Genomic DNA, 17192 nt, shown 5'->3' on the forward strand with positions numbered 1-17192 from the left:
ACATGAAGAATCTGACCATCCAGGCGAGGGTGCTGTTGCTGGCACTGGTGCCGGTTATTGTTCTGACTGCATTGCTGACCACTTACAACCTGAATCAGGCCCGCTCGATCGGAGAGCAGGCGGTTGCAAGCTTCTCGGAAGACATGGAGGCCAGCAAGCGCCAGGAGCTGCGCAACTATCTGGAGCTGGCAAAAACGTCCATCCAGCATCTTTATGAGCAGCCGGGCTCGGCCAATGATCCTGAGGTCCAGCAGCAGGCCTGGGACATCTTGCGGCAACTGCGTTTTGACGACTCCGGCAGTGAGGGCTATCTGTTCGCCTATACCACGGAAGGTGTTTCGGTGATGCATGGTGTCAATTCCGCCCTGGAAGGCCGTAACCTCTGGGGCTTTCAGGACCCGAACGGCACCTACCTGATTCGCGAACTGATCGAGGCTGCGCGCAATGGTGGCGGCTATGTACCCTATGGCTGGAAACACCCGGAAACCGGTAACGTAGCCCCCAAGTTAGGCTATGCCGAAATGCTGCCGAAATGGGGCGTGATGATCGGCACCGGATTCTGGATTGATGGCCTGGAATCTCAGGTTGCTTCCATGGAACAGCGGGTGGGCGATTCCCTGGGTGAGGCGATCATTGGCTCGGTGACCACCTCCCTGATAGCCCTGGCCATTATTGTCTTCCTTGCCCTGGTAGTGGTTCGCGGCATTATCAGTCCGTTGAAGTCGGCGGTGACGGCGATGAATGGCATTGCCAGTGGCGACGGGGATCTTACCCGTCGGCTTGACGTCTCGGGCAGGGATGAGCTGTCCCAGTTGGCCACGGCGTTCAACAGCTTTGCGGATCAGGTGCATGGGCTGGTCCGCCAGGTCCGCCAGTCGGCCGAGACATTGAATGTTACCACCGGCGAGTTGAACGAGGTCATGGTGGAAGCCGAGCAGGGCGTTGAGCGCCAGAAATCGGAAAGTGATCAGGTAGCCACCGCCATGAACGAGATGACCGCCGCAGCCCAGGAAGTGGCCGGTAATGCCAGTGAAGCGTCGGATTCGGCTGGCCACGCTACCGCTCAGGTAACCGATGCCCAGGGGCTGGTCTACCAGGCCATCGAGGTGATTGGCGGGCTCTCCAAACAGGTGGAAGAGGGGGTTCAGGTCATAGAAAAACTGGGCACCGACTCCCGCCAGATCGACAGCGTGCTGGAGGTTATTCGGGAGATCGCCGACCAGACCAACCTGTTAGCCCTGAATGCTGCCATCGAGGCGGCTCGCGCCGGAGAAGCCGGCCGTGGCTTTGCCGTGGTTGCCGACGAGGTACGTACGCTGGCAAGCAGGACCCAGAAGAGCACTCAGGAGATCCAGGCGACCATCGAGCGGCTGCAGAAAGGTGCCCAGCAGGCGGTAATGCTGATCGGCGCCATCAGCCAGCGCAGCGAGGAAACCGTGGAGGAAACCCGCCAGGTGAACGAAGCGCTGCAGCGTATTTCCCAGGCCGTGAACACGATTACCGATATGAACACCCAGATTGCCAGTGCTGCGGAAGAGCAGACCAGCGTGTCGGAAACCATCAACCAGAATGTTCACGAAATCGTGGCAATCTCGGAACAGACTGCCCAGGGAACCCGTCGCGCCGGCGAAGCGACCCAGCGCCTCAAGGCACTGGCCGGTGAGTTGACCGACGAGGTCAGCCGCTACCGGGTCTGAGCAGAGTTACCTATCCAGTCGAAGGAAAAGGCGCAGTCACGCAAGTGACCTGCGCCTTTTTTTTGCCTGGATCAGGGCGCGATCTTCTTTTTCAGGGCTTTGGTCAGCGGCCTTGGCAGGCTCGGCAGCGACTTCAGCAGCCAGGGCAGCACCTTTCTTTTTACGCCATTCAGGGATTCCGGCACCACCGCTTCAATCAGGTGCGGGCCGGGGTTGTGTTTGGCGTATTCCATGGCTTTGATCAGCTCTTCCGCCGTGGTTACCCGGGTGCCGTGCACGCCCATGCTCTGGGCCAGCAACGCGTAGTTGGTGACCGGGCCACTGATGTCGAGTTGGGATTTCGCCTTGGCACCGGCTTCTTCTGCGCCAACCCGTTCCAGTTCTACGTTCAGGATCGAGTAGGAAGCGTTGTTGAAGATGATGGTGGTCACGTTCAGGTTTTCCCTCGCCATGGTCCACAGGGCCTGGTTGGTATACATGGCGGTGCCGTCACCGATCAGTGCGTAAACCTGGCGATCCGGACAGGCGATGGCTGCGCCGACGGCGTTGGGCATGCCTTGCCCGATGGCCCCGCCGGTGAGGGTGATCAGGTCGTGCCGTGGCGAGCCTGCGGTCATGGCGTTCAGCATCAGGCCGGAGGTGATGGCTTCATCCACGATAATGCTGTTCTCGGGCATCAGTTCGCCCACCGCCCGGCAAACCTTTTCGGCGGTGAGTTTACCTTTGGGCAGACCGGGGCGGCCGGGCGCCTGCAGCTTGGGTTGGGCATTGCTGGCACCGAGAGTATCGGCCAGCTTTTTCAGGCTGGCGGTGGCATCCTGCTCCGGTGTGCTCAGAGTGTGAGCCGTGCAGTTGTCTGGCACCAGGTAGCTTTGTTTGCCCGGATAGGCGAAGAAGGATACCGGGGCCTTGGCATCCACCAGAATCAGGTGGTCAAACTCGGAGAGCTGCAGGGTAGCCAGTTCCGCCAGGTAAGCGATCCGCTCCACCGGCGGCAGGCCGGCGCCCCGTTCAATGCGGGTTGGGAAGGTTTCGGCAAACAGGGTGACACCGTTGTGAGCGGCAATGCGTGCCGCCTCCAGCAGAGCGGGCTCACGCAAGGCGCGGCCACCCAGCAGCAGGGCGGTTTTCCTACCGCTCTTAATGGCTTCTGCGGCCGCTTTAACAGCGCTATCTTCAGCTGCAGGCGCTTGCGGTTGAGTGGGTGCGGCACAAGGCTTGCCGCCTTCGCCCCAGGACACATCCGCTGGCAGAATCAGAGTGGCTACCTGCCCTGGCAGGCCCCGGGCGGCGGTGATGGCTTCGGCGGCATCCTGGCAAAGGGCTTCTGTGCTTTGTGACGTGCGCACAAAACTGGGGGAGATGTTGCGAGCGACCGTTTCGATGTCAGACTGCAACTGGGCGTCGTATTTCACATGGTAGGTGGCATGGTCGCCAACAATGTTGACCACCGGTACCTTACCCTTGCGTGCATTGTGCAGATTGGCCAGGCCATTACCCAGGCCACAGCCCAGGTGCAGCAGGGTAGCAGCGGGTTTGTCCGCCATCCGGGCGTAGCCGTCGGCGGCACCGGTGGCGACGCCTTCAAACAGGGCCAGTACCGCCCGCATTCCGGGTTCGCTGTCCAGGGCGGCGACAAAATGCATTTCGCTGGTGCCCGGGTTGGTAAAACAGACTTCAACACCCGAATCCACCAGGGTTTTCATGAGTGCCTGAGCGCCGTTGGTCATTGTTGTTCTCCAGCTTGGGTCAATTCGTTTGTATTGGTCCGGTCGAGATGGGTCTCGTTGATATCGGCAATTCTGGTGACACCGGTCAGGGTCATGGCCAGTTTCAGTTCCTGCTGCAAGGTGTTCAGGAGCCGGGTTAATCCGGCCTGGCCTTCCGCAGCCAGGGCCCAGGCCCAGGGCCGGCCCACCATCACGCCGTTGGCTCCCAGCGCGAGGGCCCGGAAAACGTCCACGCCGTTGCGAATGCCGCCATCCACCAGGATTTCGGTGTCGTTGCCGACGGCGGCCACGATATCCGGGAGTTTGCTGGCGGTGGCGGCTACACCGTCGAGCTGGCGACCGCCGTGGTTGGACACCACGATGCCATCGGCACCCACGTTGACGGCTGCTTTGGCATCGTCCACTTCCAGAATGCCTTTCAGGATCAGCTTGCCGGGCCAGCGTTCCCGCAGCCATTCGATGGCCTGCCAGGTGACGGAAGCGTCGAACTGGGTATCGACCCATTGCTTGAAGGAATCCAGGTTACTGGCCTCTGGCACCGCGTCGCTCAGATTGCCGAAGGTGAGGGGGTTACCTTTTATGGCTACCTGCCATAGCCACCCGGGCCTCGATAGAAGCTGCTGCGCTTTGAGCGCAACGGAACGGGCGCCGGCGCTGTTCAGGCCGTTGCGGGTATCCCGATGCCGGGGGCCGGGTAGGGGCAGGTCGATGGTAAATATCAGCGTCTGGCAGCCGGCATCCCAGGCTTTTTTCAGCAGGGTGTCTACGTAGTCCCGGTCACGAATCATGTACAACTGGAACCAGAAGGGCGCCGTGGCGGCTGCTTTCACTTCTGCCAACGGGCATATGCCAACGGTGGAGAGGGTGAAAGGCACCTCGGCGGAGTTGGCTGCCTTCACAGCCTGGGCTTCTCCCCGTTGTGCCATCATGCCGGCCAGCCCCAGAGGCGCCAGGGCGACAGGCATGCTGCAGGATTGCCCGGCCAGCTCGGTGCGGGTGTCCACGTTATCGACATCAATCAACACACGCTGGCGCAGGGCGATATCCTGCCAGCCGCGGACATTGGCCCGCAGGGTGTGTTCTTCGGTAGCGCCGCCGTCCAGGTAATCTGCCAGAAACCGGGGCAGTTTACGGCGGGCGAGTTGCTGGTAATCGGCGGCGGTGGCCGGATAACTCAGGGGCATGGTCTCAGTTTCCCTTGGTGATGGAGCGGGCGGCAGCCCGCGCCGTCAGAATGCAACCGGGCAGGAAGGTGCCTTCGAGTGACCGTTTGCCATTGCTTCCACCGCCGCCAAAACCGGCCGCTTCGCCGACACAGTACAGGCCGCGGATGGGTTGCCCGCTGGCATCCATTACCCGGCTTTGCAGGTCGGTGCGTAGGCCACCCAGGCTCTTGCGGGTAGTCAGTTGCATGTGAATGGCGATAAACGGCCCGGCGCCTGGTTTCTGAAGAGGTGCCGGTTTGCAGGTGCGCAGCCGGTCCGGGCCCCACTGGCGGGCGTGGCGGATCATGCGGATTTGGGCATCGTTGTTCAGTTGATCGCCCTTGCTGAAATTGGCATCGAAAGCATCGGCAGTGGCCTGCAGGTTGGCGGCGTCAATGTCCAGAGAGCAGGTCAGGGCGTTCATTTTCTTCGCCAGCCCTTCCAGGGTGTCATCCACCAGGAAGTGACGGCTTTCGTTCTGCATCTGATTCACCAGCGGTTTGTTGCCCAGCAGCAGTTCTTTCAGGAACAGCGGGAATTGTTTGTCCCGGATGCGGGCGTTGTGTTCAGCGCCGGAGATGGCAAATTCTTTCAGAGCGATGCGCCGGTTCAGCAGGTGCCAGGTCCAGGGTTTTTCCTGATCGGCTACCCGTTGGCACAGCCAGTGAGTATCAAAGCCGGTCACCAGGGGCTCCGGCCCGATACGTTCGCCCCGGTGGTTCAACCATAGTGCGGATTTACACGGTATCGTAGACAGGCCGTGGCCCGGGAAATGCGGATAGGGGTGGGGAAAGCCCGCGGCATAGTTCCACATTTCGCCGGCGTGAGTGATGCGTGCGCCAAGGTGGTCTTTGGCCCAGTGATGCAGTTTGCCATCGGCAAACGGGTGGGCACCGTTAAGCATGGTGGCCGGTTGCGGCCGATGTCTGGGCCAGTTGGCCCGGCACTCGGCGTGGCTGCCGTTGATACCGCCCATAGCCAGCACCACATTCGCAGCCTCAAATCGCACTTCTTCGCCGGTTTCCTCGTTGATGGCAACGGCGCCACAGACCTCACCGGCCTGATGGTCGAGTGCGGTAATTCGGTGCCGGTGATGAATGGCCAGTCTGCCACCGGTACTGGCTTCGTGCAGGGCATTGACCATGCAGCGCACCAGTTCCCGGGAGGTGCCCCAGGTGATGTGGTAGCGGGGCACGCTGTTGCCATCGCCAAAACGGCCTCGCTCCACCCAGTTCACCGCCGGCATGAATTTGATGCCCTCGTTGGCGAGCCAGTCGTGCACCTCGGTACGGGAATGCTCAACGTAGTAGCGGGCCCACTGCATGGGCCACTCATCGTTCGGGTCCAGTTCGCCGAAACGCAGCCAGTCGTTCAGCGCCAGTTCCGGCGAATCGGCGATTCTCATGCGCCGCTGAAGCGGCGTGTCAATCAGCATCATGCCGCCAAAGGCCCACAGCGCCAGACCTCCGAAGCGTTCGGGGCTGTCACGATCAACAATGGTTACGGACTTGCCAGCTCGCAGCGCTCCCAGGGCGGTGACAATGCCCGCCAGTCCGCCGCCGGCAATCAAAAGGTCTGAGCTAACAGGTTTCACCATGGTGCGTTTCCGGATTGTATTTTTGATTTTGTTGTTACAGACCATATAACGCTATGATCGGTTCTGAATTGACTTCAGAGGCCATAATAATTGACGTTAGAAGCCACCGTATCGATGGGCTGGGTCAATACCGTGATCGATGCCGCGAAGAATCTGGGCGTTCCCGAGAACCTGTTGCTGGAAACCGCTGGTCTGCCGGCCGGGGCCCTGTCTCTCGAACGATGGCCCATCGACTTCATTACCCGTCTCTGGCACGCCGCGGAGCAGTGCACGCGGGATCCCGGGTTTGGTCTGAAAGTTGGCGCCGGGGTGCGGCCGGCCAGTATTGATGCGGTCAGTTTCGCCATGCAGAGCGCCGCCACGCTGCGCGAAGCCATCACCCTGGTCCAGAAATACCAGCGGCTGATCTCTGATGGCGGTCGCTTCCAGATGATACCGGGTAGCAGGGGCACCTGGATTGTCTACCACCCCCGGCAGGGGCGTCTGGCGTTCAGTCCGCATCAGATTGAAGCGGTGCTGTCGGCCGTGGTCAGCCTGACCGACTGGATTGCCGGTTCTGCGGTTGGGCCTGTGCGAGTGCAATTCAGTCAGGCCCGTCTGGGGCCGCTGTCAGGGTACCGGGAGGTGTTTGGTTGCCCGGTGGAGTTCGAGCAGGCGTTCAGTGGTTTGCTGGTGGGTAATGAGGTGCTGGACAGGCCTTTACCACAGGCAGATCCGGCCCTTGCCCGTGTACATGAACAGTACAATGCAGGACGGCTGGCGGCGCTGGAAAAGGGCGCTGTGTCGGCAGAGGATCTTCGACAATGGCTGGTCGCCCGGATGGGGCCAAACCTTCCACGACGGGCAGAAGCGGCCAGGATGTTGGGGCTCAGCGAACGTACGTTGGCCCGTCGGCTGGAGGCACAGGGCTATACGTTCAACAGCTTGTTGGACGAGGTGCGCCGGGAGCTCGCCCTGGCGGCGGTGCGGGAATCGGGGTTGTCCCTGGCAGAGATCGCTTTATCGCTCGGATTTGCAGAGGCCAGTACCTTTTACCGGGCATTCCATCGCTGGACTGGCATGCCCCCGGCTCGCTGGCGCAAACAGGGGGCGCACTGAAACCTACAGATTGGCTTCGGCAAACTCTGCCAGTACCGAACGGGGCACGCCTTGCAGATGGATGTGACCGCCGTGGCGGAAGCCCTTGAAGCGCTCAGTCATGTAGGTCAGGCCGGAACTCAGGGGGCTCAGATAGGGGGTGTCTATCTGCGCCAGGTTGCCCAGGCAGATCACCTTGGAGCCGTTACCGGCCCGGGTGATGATGGTCTTGATCTGGTGCGGGGTCAGGTTCTGTGATTCATCGATGATGATGAGGCTGTGCTGGAAGCTGCGGCCCCGGATGTAGTTCATGGATTTGAAGTGCAGAGGCACTTTGCTGAGGATGTAGTCGACGCTGGCGGTCATGTTCTCATCGTCTTCGTGCAAAGCTTCCAGGTTGTCCACGATCGCACCCAGCCAGGGTTCCATTTTCTCGGCTTCGGTACCGGGCAGGAAACCGATATCCTCATCCAGGCCCTGGGTAGAGCGGGTCGCGATGATGCGTTTGTAGAGTTTGCTGGCCACGGTCATTTCAATACAAGCGGCCAGGGCCAGAATGGTTTTACCGGAACCCGCCGAGCCGGTCAGGTTCACCAGGTGGATGTCGGGGTCCAGTAACAGGTTCAGGGCCATGGCCTGATAGATATCCCTGGGCACCAGGCCCCAGACTTCTTCATTCATCAGGTCATGCTGGTGCAGATCCTTGAGCACCAGTTGGTCCTCGGAGATATCAACTACCTTGCCGATGAAGCCCTGCTCGTCAATCACGAACTCGTTGATGTTCAGTTTCGCCAGTTCCCCTTCGCGTTTGAGCAGGTGTTCCGTCACTCCCTCCCGCTGGATGGTTTCCACCTTGGCGATACCGTCCCAGAACGAGTTCGGGAACTCCTTGTAGCCCTTGGGCAGCAGGTCAATGTCGTCAAGTAGCTGGTCGTTGTGGTAGTCCTGGGCTTCGACACCAAAGCCGCGGGCCTTTAACCGCATGTTGATGTCTTTACTGACCAGGATGATATCCCGTGACTTGTGGCGTGCCTGCAGGGCGGCGAGGGTGTTGATGATCTTGTTGTCGTTCAGGTGCTCCGGCAGGGAATGATTGCCGGCACCTTCGGTGCTCATGATGATTGAGAGGGTGCCCAGTGGGTCCGCTTTCTTGCCGCGCAGAATCGGCACGCCTTTCTCGATGTCCTTGGGGCTGGCATCACCCAGCAGTTTGTCGATGTTACGAATGGCCTGGCGGCAGTCGGCAGCAACCGTCTGTTTGCCGGATTTCAGGCTGTCGAGCTCTTCGAGGACGGTCATCGGAATGATGACATCATGTTCTTCAAAGTTCAGGAGGGCATTCGGGTCGTGAATCAGGACGTTGGTGTCGAGGACATACATTTTCCGGCGAGCTTGCGGTGCTCTTGGCATAGGGGGCGCTACCTCTCTGGTGGCTCAGTCGGTCTCGGCGCAGCGTTGCGTCAGGTCTCTGTCGGAGATCAGTTTCAGCATGTCATAAGTGGTTATGATACCGGTGATTTTTGAATCCCGGGTGACAAAGATCCGGTGCAGGTGCTCTCGCATCATGATATTGGCAATGTCTCGCACTGGCGTGTCTTCGTCAACCGACAAAACAATGGGCGTCATGATGTCCCGGACCTCAACCGGAACCTTGCCCATCTCTTCGAAGATGACCATACGCAGACGCCGGGCCTCTTCCTGCTCCTCTTCGGTCAGCCTGGGCTGATCGCCGGAACGGGAGGCATTCCAACGGAATTCGGTAATGTCCTTGAGGGTGGCTATGCCGATGATGTCGCCGTTGTCGTCGGTAACCGGGCTGCCGGTGATTTCGTTGTCGGTGAGGAACCTGGCGAGGCGATCCATAGTCCAGTTGTGGGGGACAGCCTTGATGGTCGGGGTCATGATCTCATGGGCGAGAACACTCATGTGCGGGCATCTTCCGTTTGCTGTGCTTTTGATGAAGCTTAGCCGTTCCGTGGCCTGCCGTCACCCCTGCATTGTGGGTCGGGTTAACGGGCTTCCGGGCTTACGCCCTGCAATGTGCCGTCTTCGCCCCATTGCAACTGGTAACCCTGATAGCGATCCTGTTTGGCGACGGCTTCCAGTGCGAGGATGGATTTGACCGGTATATCGACAATCAGGCTATTGACCAGCCATCCGGGCAATGCGCCGTTGGGTTCGGTGTGCTGCACCCAGACCATTCGGGTTCGGTCGCCCTCGGGAGTAAACCGGTAGAGTGTGTCGGAGCGGTCCACCCGCACGCGACTGTTGAACTCGGCCCGCATGTTGGGAGTGGCGTTGAGGTCCATGACAATCTCGCCGGTGGACGCGTCGCCGCGGGTACGGATGCGCAGTACATAATCCCGGTCGGCTACCGGCCACGGCATATCGTTGACCGAATAGGCATAGCGATCGTGGAAGTCCCCCTGCCCAAAGGCATGGGATTCGGTGCAGTTGTGAACCCATTCCTCACAGGATTCCGGATTGACCATGACGGCCATCAGGTTCTCGATAGGAACGTCCAGTTCCGCTACTGCCTTGAAAGCCTCGAACCCCGAGCCTTCCCGCGCCATGGTGTATATCCGCACATTGTCCACTTCCTTGCGCAGTGACCAGGCCTCGGCATCTTCCGATGGCAACGGGCCGGTTTCACTGGCGGACACAGACAAGGTCATCAACAGGCCCATAATGCCGGAAATCAGGCGGCTAACGCCGTGGGCTCTGGTTGTGGTCATAGGCTAAACTTCCGTTGTAAGAGTGAGCCGAGTCTACCACGGGGCGCAATGGCCCCCGCCTGTGAATGCGGGGGTTTGTGAACCAGGTAGCTTAGTTACACAACGCACACCACGATTGGCCTGATCTGACGAACATTATGACAACACAGAAACTGGTAGATGCCCGCGGACGAATAACGCCAGGGCTGATGGAGCATCCTGTCGACACCATCAACTATCTCGACTACGACCTGCGCACGGTGATGGACAAGCCTCGGACCCGCCTGGCCAGACACTGGCGTTTCAACCAGTTCCAGTTTGTCAGTGCGATGGCACCGGGCTGGGTGTTTGGCCTGGCTATTGTGGATCTGAACCTGGTGGGTAATGGCTTTTTCTATCTGTTCGATTTCGAGAGCGGACAGATGTTCGAGCATTCGTTTTTGCAGCCTCTGGCCAGGAACACGAACATAGAGCCCTATCCTGAACGCGGTCACGCCCGGTTCCGCAAAGGCGACTTGAGCATGGCCATTGAACCGGCCACCGGCGGTCGGAATGTGAGAGTGAGCGGACCCGGTAATATCCGGGTGGATCTTGAGTTGCGGGACACCGAACAACCCTTGCGGCTGGTGTCGCCGGCCGGATACAACGGCTGGGTGTTCACCCGGAAATCGGCCGGGCTGACGGTGGACGGTGAAGTGCGCCTGGGCGATGTGGTCTGGCGTTGCGATGAGTCTACCCGTGGGTCCATCGACTGGAGCTGCGGCTTCATGCGCCGGGAGACTGCCTGGAACTGGGCCAGTCTGGCTGGGGTTGCCGACAATGGTGTTTCAGTGGGGCTGAACCTGGCCGCTGGTGTGAACGAGACCGGGATGACCGAGAACGCGCTCTGGCTCGACGGACGTCGCATTCTGCTGGGGCCGGCCCGATTCGAGTTTGATCGCTATCAGCCCGGGGCAGACTGGCGGGTCACCACCGACGATGGCCGCGTTGACCTCCGTTTCGTGCCCGCTGGCGCGCGCCGGGAAAAGCTCAACGCCTGGGTTATTGCCTCCAATTTCCGTCAGTTTGTGGGCACTTTCCAGGGTACGGTTGCGGATGAAAGCGGCAAAAAAATCCCCGTAAACGGGTTACGGGGATTGATGGAAGATCACTTTGCCCGGTGGTAAACCGGGCGTAGCCATCACTTTTCGGGCAGGGTGACGTTCAATTCCAGCACGGAGCAGTGGTCATTGCGATCCACCTCCACCTGTACCATGTCGTCGCTGATCTGAACGTACTTGCGGATCACCTGCAACAGCTCCTGCTGCAGCTGGGGCAGGTAGTCCGGCTGTTCACGCTGGCCCCGCTCATGGGCCACGATAATCTGCAGTCGCTCCTTGGCGACACTGGCCGTACTGTTTTTCTTGCTTCTGAAGTAATCGAAAAAACTCATCCCTTAGCCCCCTTTGAACATCCGTGAGAAGAAGCCTTTTTTCTGGGACGTCATGAAACGGTGTTCCCGTTCCTCGCCCAGCAGCCTCGCAACGGCATCTTCATAGGCCTGGCCGGCATCGCTTTGCTCCTCCAGAATGACCGGCAGGCCCTGGTTGGAGGCATTCAGTACGATCTGGCTCTCGGGAATCACGCCAAGCAAGGGAATGGCCAGGATTTCCTCAACATCCTGTACCGACAGCATCTCGCCTTTTTCTACCCGGTCCGGGTTGTAGCGGGTCAGTAGCAGGTGTTCCTTGACTGGGTCCTGCCCCATTTCCGCTCGCCGGGATTTGCTCTGCAGTATGCCCAGGATGCGGTCTGAATCCCGTACCGATGAGACTTCCGGGTTGGTTACGACAATCGCCTCGTCGGCATAGTAGAGCGCCATCAGGGCGCCATGTTCGATGCCGGCCGGGGAGTCGCACACGATGTAGTCGAAGGTTTCGGACAGTTCGTTGATGACCTTCTCCACACCATCTTTGGTGAGAGCTTCCTTCTCGCGGGTCTGGGAGGCAGGCAGGATGTAGAGCGTTTCTACCCGCTTGTCCTTGATCAGGGCCTGGTTGAGAGTCGCTTCGCCCTGAATGACGTTAACGAAGTCGTACACCACCCGGCGTTCGCAGTTCATGATCAGGTCCAGGTTGCGCAGACCCACGTCGAAATCAATCACGACGGTCTTGTGGCCACGCTTTGCCAGACCAGTGCTGATGGAGGCGCTGGTGGTGGTTTTGCCCACGCCGCCTTTTCCTGAGGTAACGACAATGATTCTAGCCAAGGTTCAGTTCCTGTTTCTCGGTGGATTCGTCATGGTTTCAACTGTTGTTATCGGTTGTCACAACATCAGGCCTTGTCCAGTGGCGTCACCACCAGTACATCGTCCCTGAGCTGGATCTGCACAGCGCTTTTCCAGCCAATGTCCTGAAGATCTTCGGAGATTTTATAGTGTCCGGCGATGGACACAAGCTCCGCCTCAAGTGACTGGCAGAACACCCGGGCAGACTCGGCACCGTGAATGCCGGCCAGCGCCCGCCCGCGTAACGGGCCGTATACATGAATATTGCCGGCAGCCAGAACTTCGGCTCCAGCCTGCACCGGCGCAAGGATGATCAGATCGCCTTCCGGCGCGTATACCTGCTGCCCTGATCGAACCGGTTGATTGATGATTTTTGCCGGTGCCGGTTCGTTTGCAGGCTCCGGTGCAGCGGCCGCTTCCGGTTCGGCTTGTGCCGGAGCTTCCTGGGCCGGCTTTTCTTTCAGGCTGCCGCCGGGCAGCAGTGCCAGGGAGGCTCCCCGGGCAAGCCGGCGCTGATCGTCGTTGGCGGCACGTACGCCAATCACATGGATGTTGTGGCGGCGGCAGGTCCCGATCATCTTGAAAAAATCGAGTTCGCTGTCAAGGCCTTCATATTTCTCCAGGCTGATAATCAGCGGGATGTCTTTGAAGAAGCCCGGCGCCTGGCTGATCTTGTCCCGAAGATTGGCTTCAAATTCGTCGTTGTCGAAGTAGTAAAGCTCAAGGGCGGTCAGGGAAACACTGGCACTCTTCAGTTGAAAGCTCTGTTTTGTGTCGGTGGCTGCGGAATCGCTCATGGATGGACCTGTTCTCCGGTGTCTGAGGCATGGGCATCTCCGAGGGCGCGCAGCGGAGGGGCATCGAAACGGATGCCGGACCAGCCCGTGCTGATAAACTGGCGAATGTTACCATGGCTGTCCCCGGCCGGGTCGCCGAGCACCTGCTCGTAGTGTTGGGCGAACAGGCGCAGGGTGTCGGTCTCGCTCAGATTACAGTACTGACCCAGGCCGAAGACCCGGCAGGAGCCAGCGTTTTCGCCAGTCTCGTTGCGAAGCGGGCCGTTGCTGAAACCGGTGGGCCGAAATTCGAAATACTGATTGATCAGTTTCAGGGTGTCGTCGAAATCGGCATGACCGGCCTGCACTGAGGCCAGGTGGATACGAACCGCTTCATTAACATTCATTATTTGTGATCCTGCTTGGGGCCGGTCTGGTAGTTGGCTTTCCATTCTTCGTACGGCATGCCGTAGATTTCTTCCCGGGCGTCCGGATCTGAAATGTCGAACCCCCGCTCTCCCGCTTCGGCCCGATACCATTTGGACAGGCAGTTGCGACAGAAACCCGCCAGATTCATCAGGTCGATGTTCTGGACGTCGTTGTTTTCACGCAGGTGCTGCACCAGGCGCCGGAAGGCGGCGGCTTCGATTTCGGTGCGTTCAGACTCGGGAATCGGGTTACTCATGGGGCCTCGCTGTTGCTTGCCGGGACTATCGGGATTTCCTGACATTCTCGGCATGTTACCGTAAGATACAAGGCTGTATAAACGTACAGATTGTTAACGTGAGCCCGCCCCTATGGCCCAGCGCAAGATCATTCATGTGGACTGCGACTGCTTCTATGCCGCCGTCGAGATGCGTGACGACCCAAGCTTGCGGGATGTTCCGCTGGCGGTGGGTGGCGAGGGCGGCCGTGGTGTGGTGACCACCTGCAACTACCGGGCCCGGGCTTTTGGCGTGCGTTCGGCCATGCCCGGCAGCGAAGCCCGGCGGTTGTGCCCCGGCCTGGTCACGGTACCGCCGGACATGGGCCGTTACCGGGCAGTTTCCCAGCAGGTGATGGCGATACTGCGGGAGATGACCGATCTGGTTGAGCCCTTGTCCCTGGATGAGGCGTTTCTGGATGTGACCGATGTTGACGCGTTCAAGGGCAGTGCCACCTTGATGGCGCGGCACCTGCGGGAGCGGGTGAGCAGGGAAGTCGGCATTACCATTTCCGCCGGCGTGGCCCCCAACAAGTTCCTTGCCAAAATTGCCAGTGACTGGCGCAAGCCCGATGGTCTGTTTGTGATTACGCCGCCGGAGGTGGCCGACTTTGTAAGCGAGCTGCCGGTGGAAAAGCTCTTCGGTGTAGGGCAGGTGACCGCGGCCCGGCTGCACGCCCTGGGTGTGAAAACCTGTGGCGATATGCAGGCGCTGGGTGCCGACGTGTTGATCGAGAAGTTTGGCAAACAGGGCTATCGTTTGTTTGAAATGGCCCATGGCCGGGACAATCGCCCCGTTGTGGTGTCGCGGGTGGCCAAGTCGGTGAGCGTCGAGCGTACCTTTTCCCAGGACCTCCCGGACCGGAGCGCCTGCGATACCGTGATGCCGGCCCTGGTGGCCGACCTCAATCTTCGCCTCTCGCGCAAGGGGCAGCACAAGCCGATACACAAGCTGTTCGTGAAAATCCGCTACAGCGATTTTTCCACCCACACGCTGGAGCGGGTTCGGGAGTCCGTCACCGAGCCGGCCCTGATGGATTTCCAGCCACTGCTCGAAGAGCTGATGCCCAAAGACCGCCCGGTTCGCCTGCTGGGCGTGGGTGTCCGGTTCCGCAATGACGATGCTCCGGTCACCCAGTTGCGCCTGTTTGACTGACTTCGGTCCCCGCGGGCATATCCGCCATTTTTTTAGTTTAAAACGGTATGGCTGCCGCTTTGACGTGACAGTGTGTCACCTCTAGCTTTTAGGTGACGCTATCCTGCTGTAAGCGTTGCGGGCCACGCCCGCCCCGAAACAACAATCGCAGGAGAACAAGAATGAACAAAGCTGGCTGTTGTGGCCCCTGGCGCTCCGGTGCGCTGGCGGGCTTGTTGTTATTGTTGCTGTCGGCTCCGGTATCGGCGGAGCTGGGGGATTATGGATTCTGGCGAACTCTGGGTAACCTGGCGTCGCCGCCCGGTGCCGATAATCCGGTGACATCGGATCAGCGCCAGGGTGCCTACCCTTTGTTGGCCAATCCCGATGGCTACGAGAATTTCTCGGCGGGGGCCTACTACCAGTGGCAGACCATCGCACTGGCGCCGGAAACCGGCGCTGTATGCGGTAACGGTTCGGAGTACAAGTTCTTCGTGAACCGGGTGCCGAACACTTCCAATACCGTGGTTTATTTTGAAGGTGGCGGTGCCTGCTGGGATTACGAGAGTTGCAGTGGCCAGACCGGGATCCGGGGAGCTCGTAATCCCGATGGTATCCCGGATGATTACATGTCTCTGTTGAATCCCGGCGCCAGCCTGGTGAGCCCGTTTGTGGTTCGTCTGCATCCCTGGACCCGGGTAAAAACCCAGAACTGGAACATGGTCTACGTACCCTACTGTACGGGGGATATCTATTCCGGTGACCGGGTGGCGGTGTATGAAGATCCTGAAGGCGAGGCGGAACCTCTGATCTGGCATCACAACGGCCTGAGGAATACCCGGGCGGTGATCAGCTGGCTCAAGGACAACCTGCAACGCCCCGGGCAGATGCTGGCGACCGGTTGCAGTGCTGGTGGCATTGGTGGCCTGACCAACTATCACCCAACCCGGCGGGACATGGCGCCGACTCGAAGTTTCCTGATCAACGATTCAGGCCCTGCCTTCAGTGCGCCGGTTGGCGCCGACCCTCAGCAGTATCCTTCGGTGCTGCTACAGAGCTTCATCAGGCAATCCTGGGGGCTGGACCAGCCGGGCGGCCCGCTGGCTTACCTGAAGTCCGGTTTACCGGCACTGAACCTGAATGACCTCGGCAGCCTGTATCCTGCGCTGGCGACGGCGCTGCCACAGGACCGTATGGGGCATACGCATTTCTGGCGGGACCTGAACTACTCCTCCTATTCCTATGAGCGCTTCTTCCCGGAGATCGAGAATGCGCCGGATCAGGCCACCAAGGAGGCTTTGCTGCATCAGAAGTGGGCCGTGGATACCGAACGGTTGACGCAGACGCTGGCCGGGCTGGATAACTTCGGCTATTACCTGCCCATGTTTCGGGACGTGAATGAAAGTCACTGCACGTCCATTATCGAGTTCGCCAATTCGGATATTCAGGAGTTGGGCCTGGAACTGGGGGATTTCGTCAATAACGTGATGAATGGCAGCGGTGCGGTGATGCAGGCCTCGGAGACCGATACGGTGGCCGATTACAACAAACCGTTCAACCTGTTGTACTGGTCGCTGGATCAGTTGCTCTGATTATTGCCGGCGGACCGGCCCATGGCCTCTACCCGAGCTTCCTGAAGGCGCTCACGCAGGTATTGGTCCCGGGTCAGTCCGCCGGGAATATCATCCATGGCCATCACTTCTTCCACAATTGCCTTTTCCCGGGCCTTGTAGCGTTCGAAGTCCGGCCTGGGTTCCTCCAGCCAGGCCTGCAGTCTGGCTCCGGATTCAGCCCGGTACCGGTCCATGAGTTGCTGTGCGGCGGCTTTTGCAGCCTCCTCATCCGGCTCCAGAATCTGGATCATCGCCAGTTGAATCAACGCGGCTTCCGGAGCACTCACCTGCGCAGATCCTTCGTATTCGTTCATACGCTCTTGCAGGGCATCGGCCTGGGCCCGGCGCTTCTGTTCGGGGAGAGATGGGGCGTTGGCAAAGAAATCGTGCAGGTCATCTTCAAATTCAAGCCGCTGGGCGTAAGCCTTGACCTTGGGGTTGTCCAGCAGTGCCTGTTGTTCAGGTGTCAGGGTATCGGAAGAGGGCGGGGGTGCCTCGTCCGGATCTGAAGCGGTATCCGGAGCGTTTCCGGCTGGTGGTAACTCGGGTGGCGGGGTATTGGTCGGCCACAGGAGCGCCAGCGCCAGAATAATTGCGGCCCCGGTGACCAGCAGGATCTTTGTGTTCATGACTCACTCCGGCAGGATTCTCCGGAATCAGTGTAGACCAGAATGCGGCA

17 protein-coding genes are annotated in these 17192 nt (G+C 59.7%); 5 read left to right on the forward strand and 12 right to left on the reverse strand.

What is annotated here, in order from left to right:
- The first annotated feature begins 2 nt into the window (after positions 1-2).
- A complete protein-coding gene (locus tag MARHY_RS04320; protein ID WP_014420716.1) occupies positions 3-1697 on the forward strand; it encodes a methyl-accepting chemotaxis protein in 1695 nt (564 codons plus the stop codon).
- A gap of 71 nt (positions 1698-1768) precedes the next feature.
- Here the strand turns inward: MARHY_RS04320 and MARHY_RS04325 are convergent, their stop codons facing one another.
- From MARHY_RS04325 to MARHY_RS04335, 3 genes are read right to left on the reverse strand one after another with little or no spacing between them, the layout of a single operon-like run.
- Positions 1769-3427 carry an acetolactate synthase large subunit gene (locus MARHY_RS04325; protein WP_014420717.1) on the reverse strand — a complete coding sequence of 553 codons (1659 nt, stop codon included), beginning with the start codon at positions 3425-3427 and terminating at the stop codon, positions 1769-1771.
- Positions 3424-4611 (reverse strand): L-lactate dehydrogenase, encoded by a 1188-nt coding sequence (locus tag MARHY_RS04330; RefSeq protein WP_014420718.1) that lies wholly within the window; start codon positions 4609-4611, stop codon positions 3424-3426. The genes MARHY_RS04325 and MARHY_RS04330 overlap by 4 nt, the downstream gene beginning before the upstream one ends.
- Positions 4612-4615: 4 nt before the next feature.
- Positions 4616-6229, reverse strand: a complete 1614-nt coding sequence (locus MARHY_RS04335; RefSeq protein WP_014420719.1) for an FAD-binding dehydrogenase — start codon at positions 6227-6229, stop codon at positions 4616-4618.
- A gap of 90 nt (positions 6230-6319) precedes the next feature.
- Between MARHY_RS04335 and MARHY_RS04340 the strand changes: the two genes are divergently transcribed.
- Positions 6320-7327, forward strand: a complete 1008-nt coding sequence (locus MARHY_RS04340; RefSeq protein ID WP_011785805.1) for an AraC family transcriptional regulator — start codon at positions 6320-6322, stop codon at positions 7325-7327.
- 3 nt (positions 7328-7330) lie between these two features.
- Here the strand turns inward: MARHY_RS04340 and MARHY_RS04345 are convergent, their stop codons facing one another.
- The 3 genes from MARHY_RS04345 to MARHY_RS04355 form a co-directional block, all read right to left on the reverse strand.
- On the reverse strand, positions 7331-8716 hold the full coding sequence (locus tag MARHY_RS04345) for a PhoH family protein (RefSeq protein ID WP_011785804.1): 1386 nt from the start codon (positions 8714-8716) through the stop codon (positions 7331-7333).
- Positions 8717-8740: 24 nt separating this feature from the next.
- The gene (locus MARHY_RS04350) at positions 8741-9232 is read right to left on the reverse strand and encodes a CBS domain-containing protein (protein WP_014420722.1); all 492 of its coding nucleotides are present in this window, start codon (positions 9230-9232) and stop codon (positions 8741-8743) included.
- 83 nt (positions 9233-9315) lie between these two features.
- Positions 9316-10041 carry an START domain-containing protein gene (locus tag MARHY_RS04355; RefSeq protein WP_014420723.1) on the reverse strand — a complete coding sequence of 242 codons (726 nt, stop codon included), beginning with the start codon at positions 10039-10041 and terminating at the stop codon, positions 9316-9318.
- A 137-nt stretch (positions 10042-10178) separates the two neighbouring features.
- On the opposite strand from MARHY_RS04355, the gene MARHY_RS04360 reads away from it, so the two are divergent.
- Complete coding sequence (locus MARHY_RS04360; RefSeq protein ID WP_011785801.1) at positions 10179-11186, forward strand: DUF2804 domain-containing protein; 1008 nt, start codon at positions 10179-10181, stop codon at positions 11184-11186.
- A 14-nt stretch (positions 11187-11200) separates the two neighbouring features.
- On the opposite strand, the gene minE is transcribed toward MARHY_RS04360, so the two are convergent.
- The 5 genes from minE to MARHY_RS04385 form a co-directional block, all read right to left on the reverse strand.
- Positions 11201-11452: a cell division topological specificity factor MinE gene (gene minE / locus MARHY_RS04365; protein ID WP_011785800.1), complete on the reverse strand. Its 252-nt coding sequence runs from the start codon at positions 11450-11452 to the stop codon at positions 11201-11203.
- Between the two features lie 3 nt (positions 11453-11455).
- Entirely contained in the window at positions 11456-12268 is an 813-nt protein-coding gene (minD, locus tag MARHY_RS04370) for a septum site-determining protein MinD (RefSeq protein ID WP_011785799.1), read from the reverse strand.
- Between the two features lie 65 nt (positions 12269-12333).
- The gene (minC, locus tag MARHY_RS04375) at positions 12334-13083 is read right to left on the reverse strand and encodes a septum site-determining protein MinC (RefSeq protein WP_014420726.1); all 750 of its coding nucleotides are present in this window, start codon (positions 13081-13083) and stop codon (positions 12334-12336) included.
- Complete coding sequence (locus MARHY_RS04380) at positions 13080-13469, reverse strand: HopJ type III effector protein (RefSeq protein ID WP_011785797.1); 390 nt, start codon at positions 13467-13469, stop codon at positions 13080-13082. The genes minC and MARHY_RS04380 overlap by 4 nt, the downstream gene beginning before the upstream one ends.
- Positions 13469-13747: a DUF1244 domain-containing protein gene (locus tag MARHY_RS04385; protein WP_011785796.1), complete on the reverse strand. Its 279-nt coding sequence runs from the start codon at positions 13745-13747 to the stop codon at positions 13469-13471. The genes MARHY_RS04380 and MARHY_RS04385 overlap by 1 nt, the downstream gene beginning before the upstream one ends.
- Before the next feature lie 112 nt (positions 13748-13859).
- Here MARHY_RS04385 and dinB point away from each other — a divergent pair, with 112 nt between their 5' ends.
- Complete coding sequence (gene dinB / locus MARHY_RS04390) at positions 13860-14921, forward strand: DNA polymerase IV (RefSeq protein WP_014420727.1); 1062 nt, start codon at positions 13860-13862, stop codon at positions 14919-14921.
- A gap of 161 nt (positions 14922-15082) precedes the next feature.
- Entirely contained in the window at positions 15083-16492 is a 1410-nt protein-coding gene (locus tag MARHY_RS04395; RefSeq protein ID WP_014420728.1) for a pectin acetylesterase-family hydrolase, read from the forward strand.
- Here MARHY_RS04395 and MARHY_RS04400 read toward each other — a convergent pair.
- Positions 16480-17142: a hypothetical protein gene (locus MARHY_RS04400; protein ID WP_011785793.1), complete on the reverse strand. Its 663-nt coding sequence runs from the start codon at positions 17140-17142 to the stop codon at positions 16480-16482. The genes MARHY_RS04395 and MARHY_RS04400 overlap by 13 nt on opposite strands.
- Positions 17143-17192 lie beyond the last annotated feature (50 nt).

Origin of the sequence: Marinobacter nauticus ATCC 49840, from assembly GCF_000284615.1 — a bacterium.
Lineage (GTDB): Bacteria > Pseudomonadota > Gammaproteobacteria > Pseudomonadales > Oleiphilaceae > Marinobacter > Marinobacter nauticus.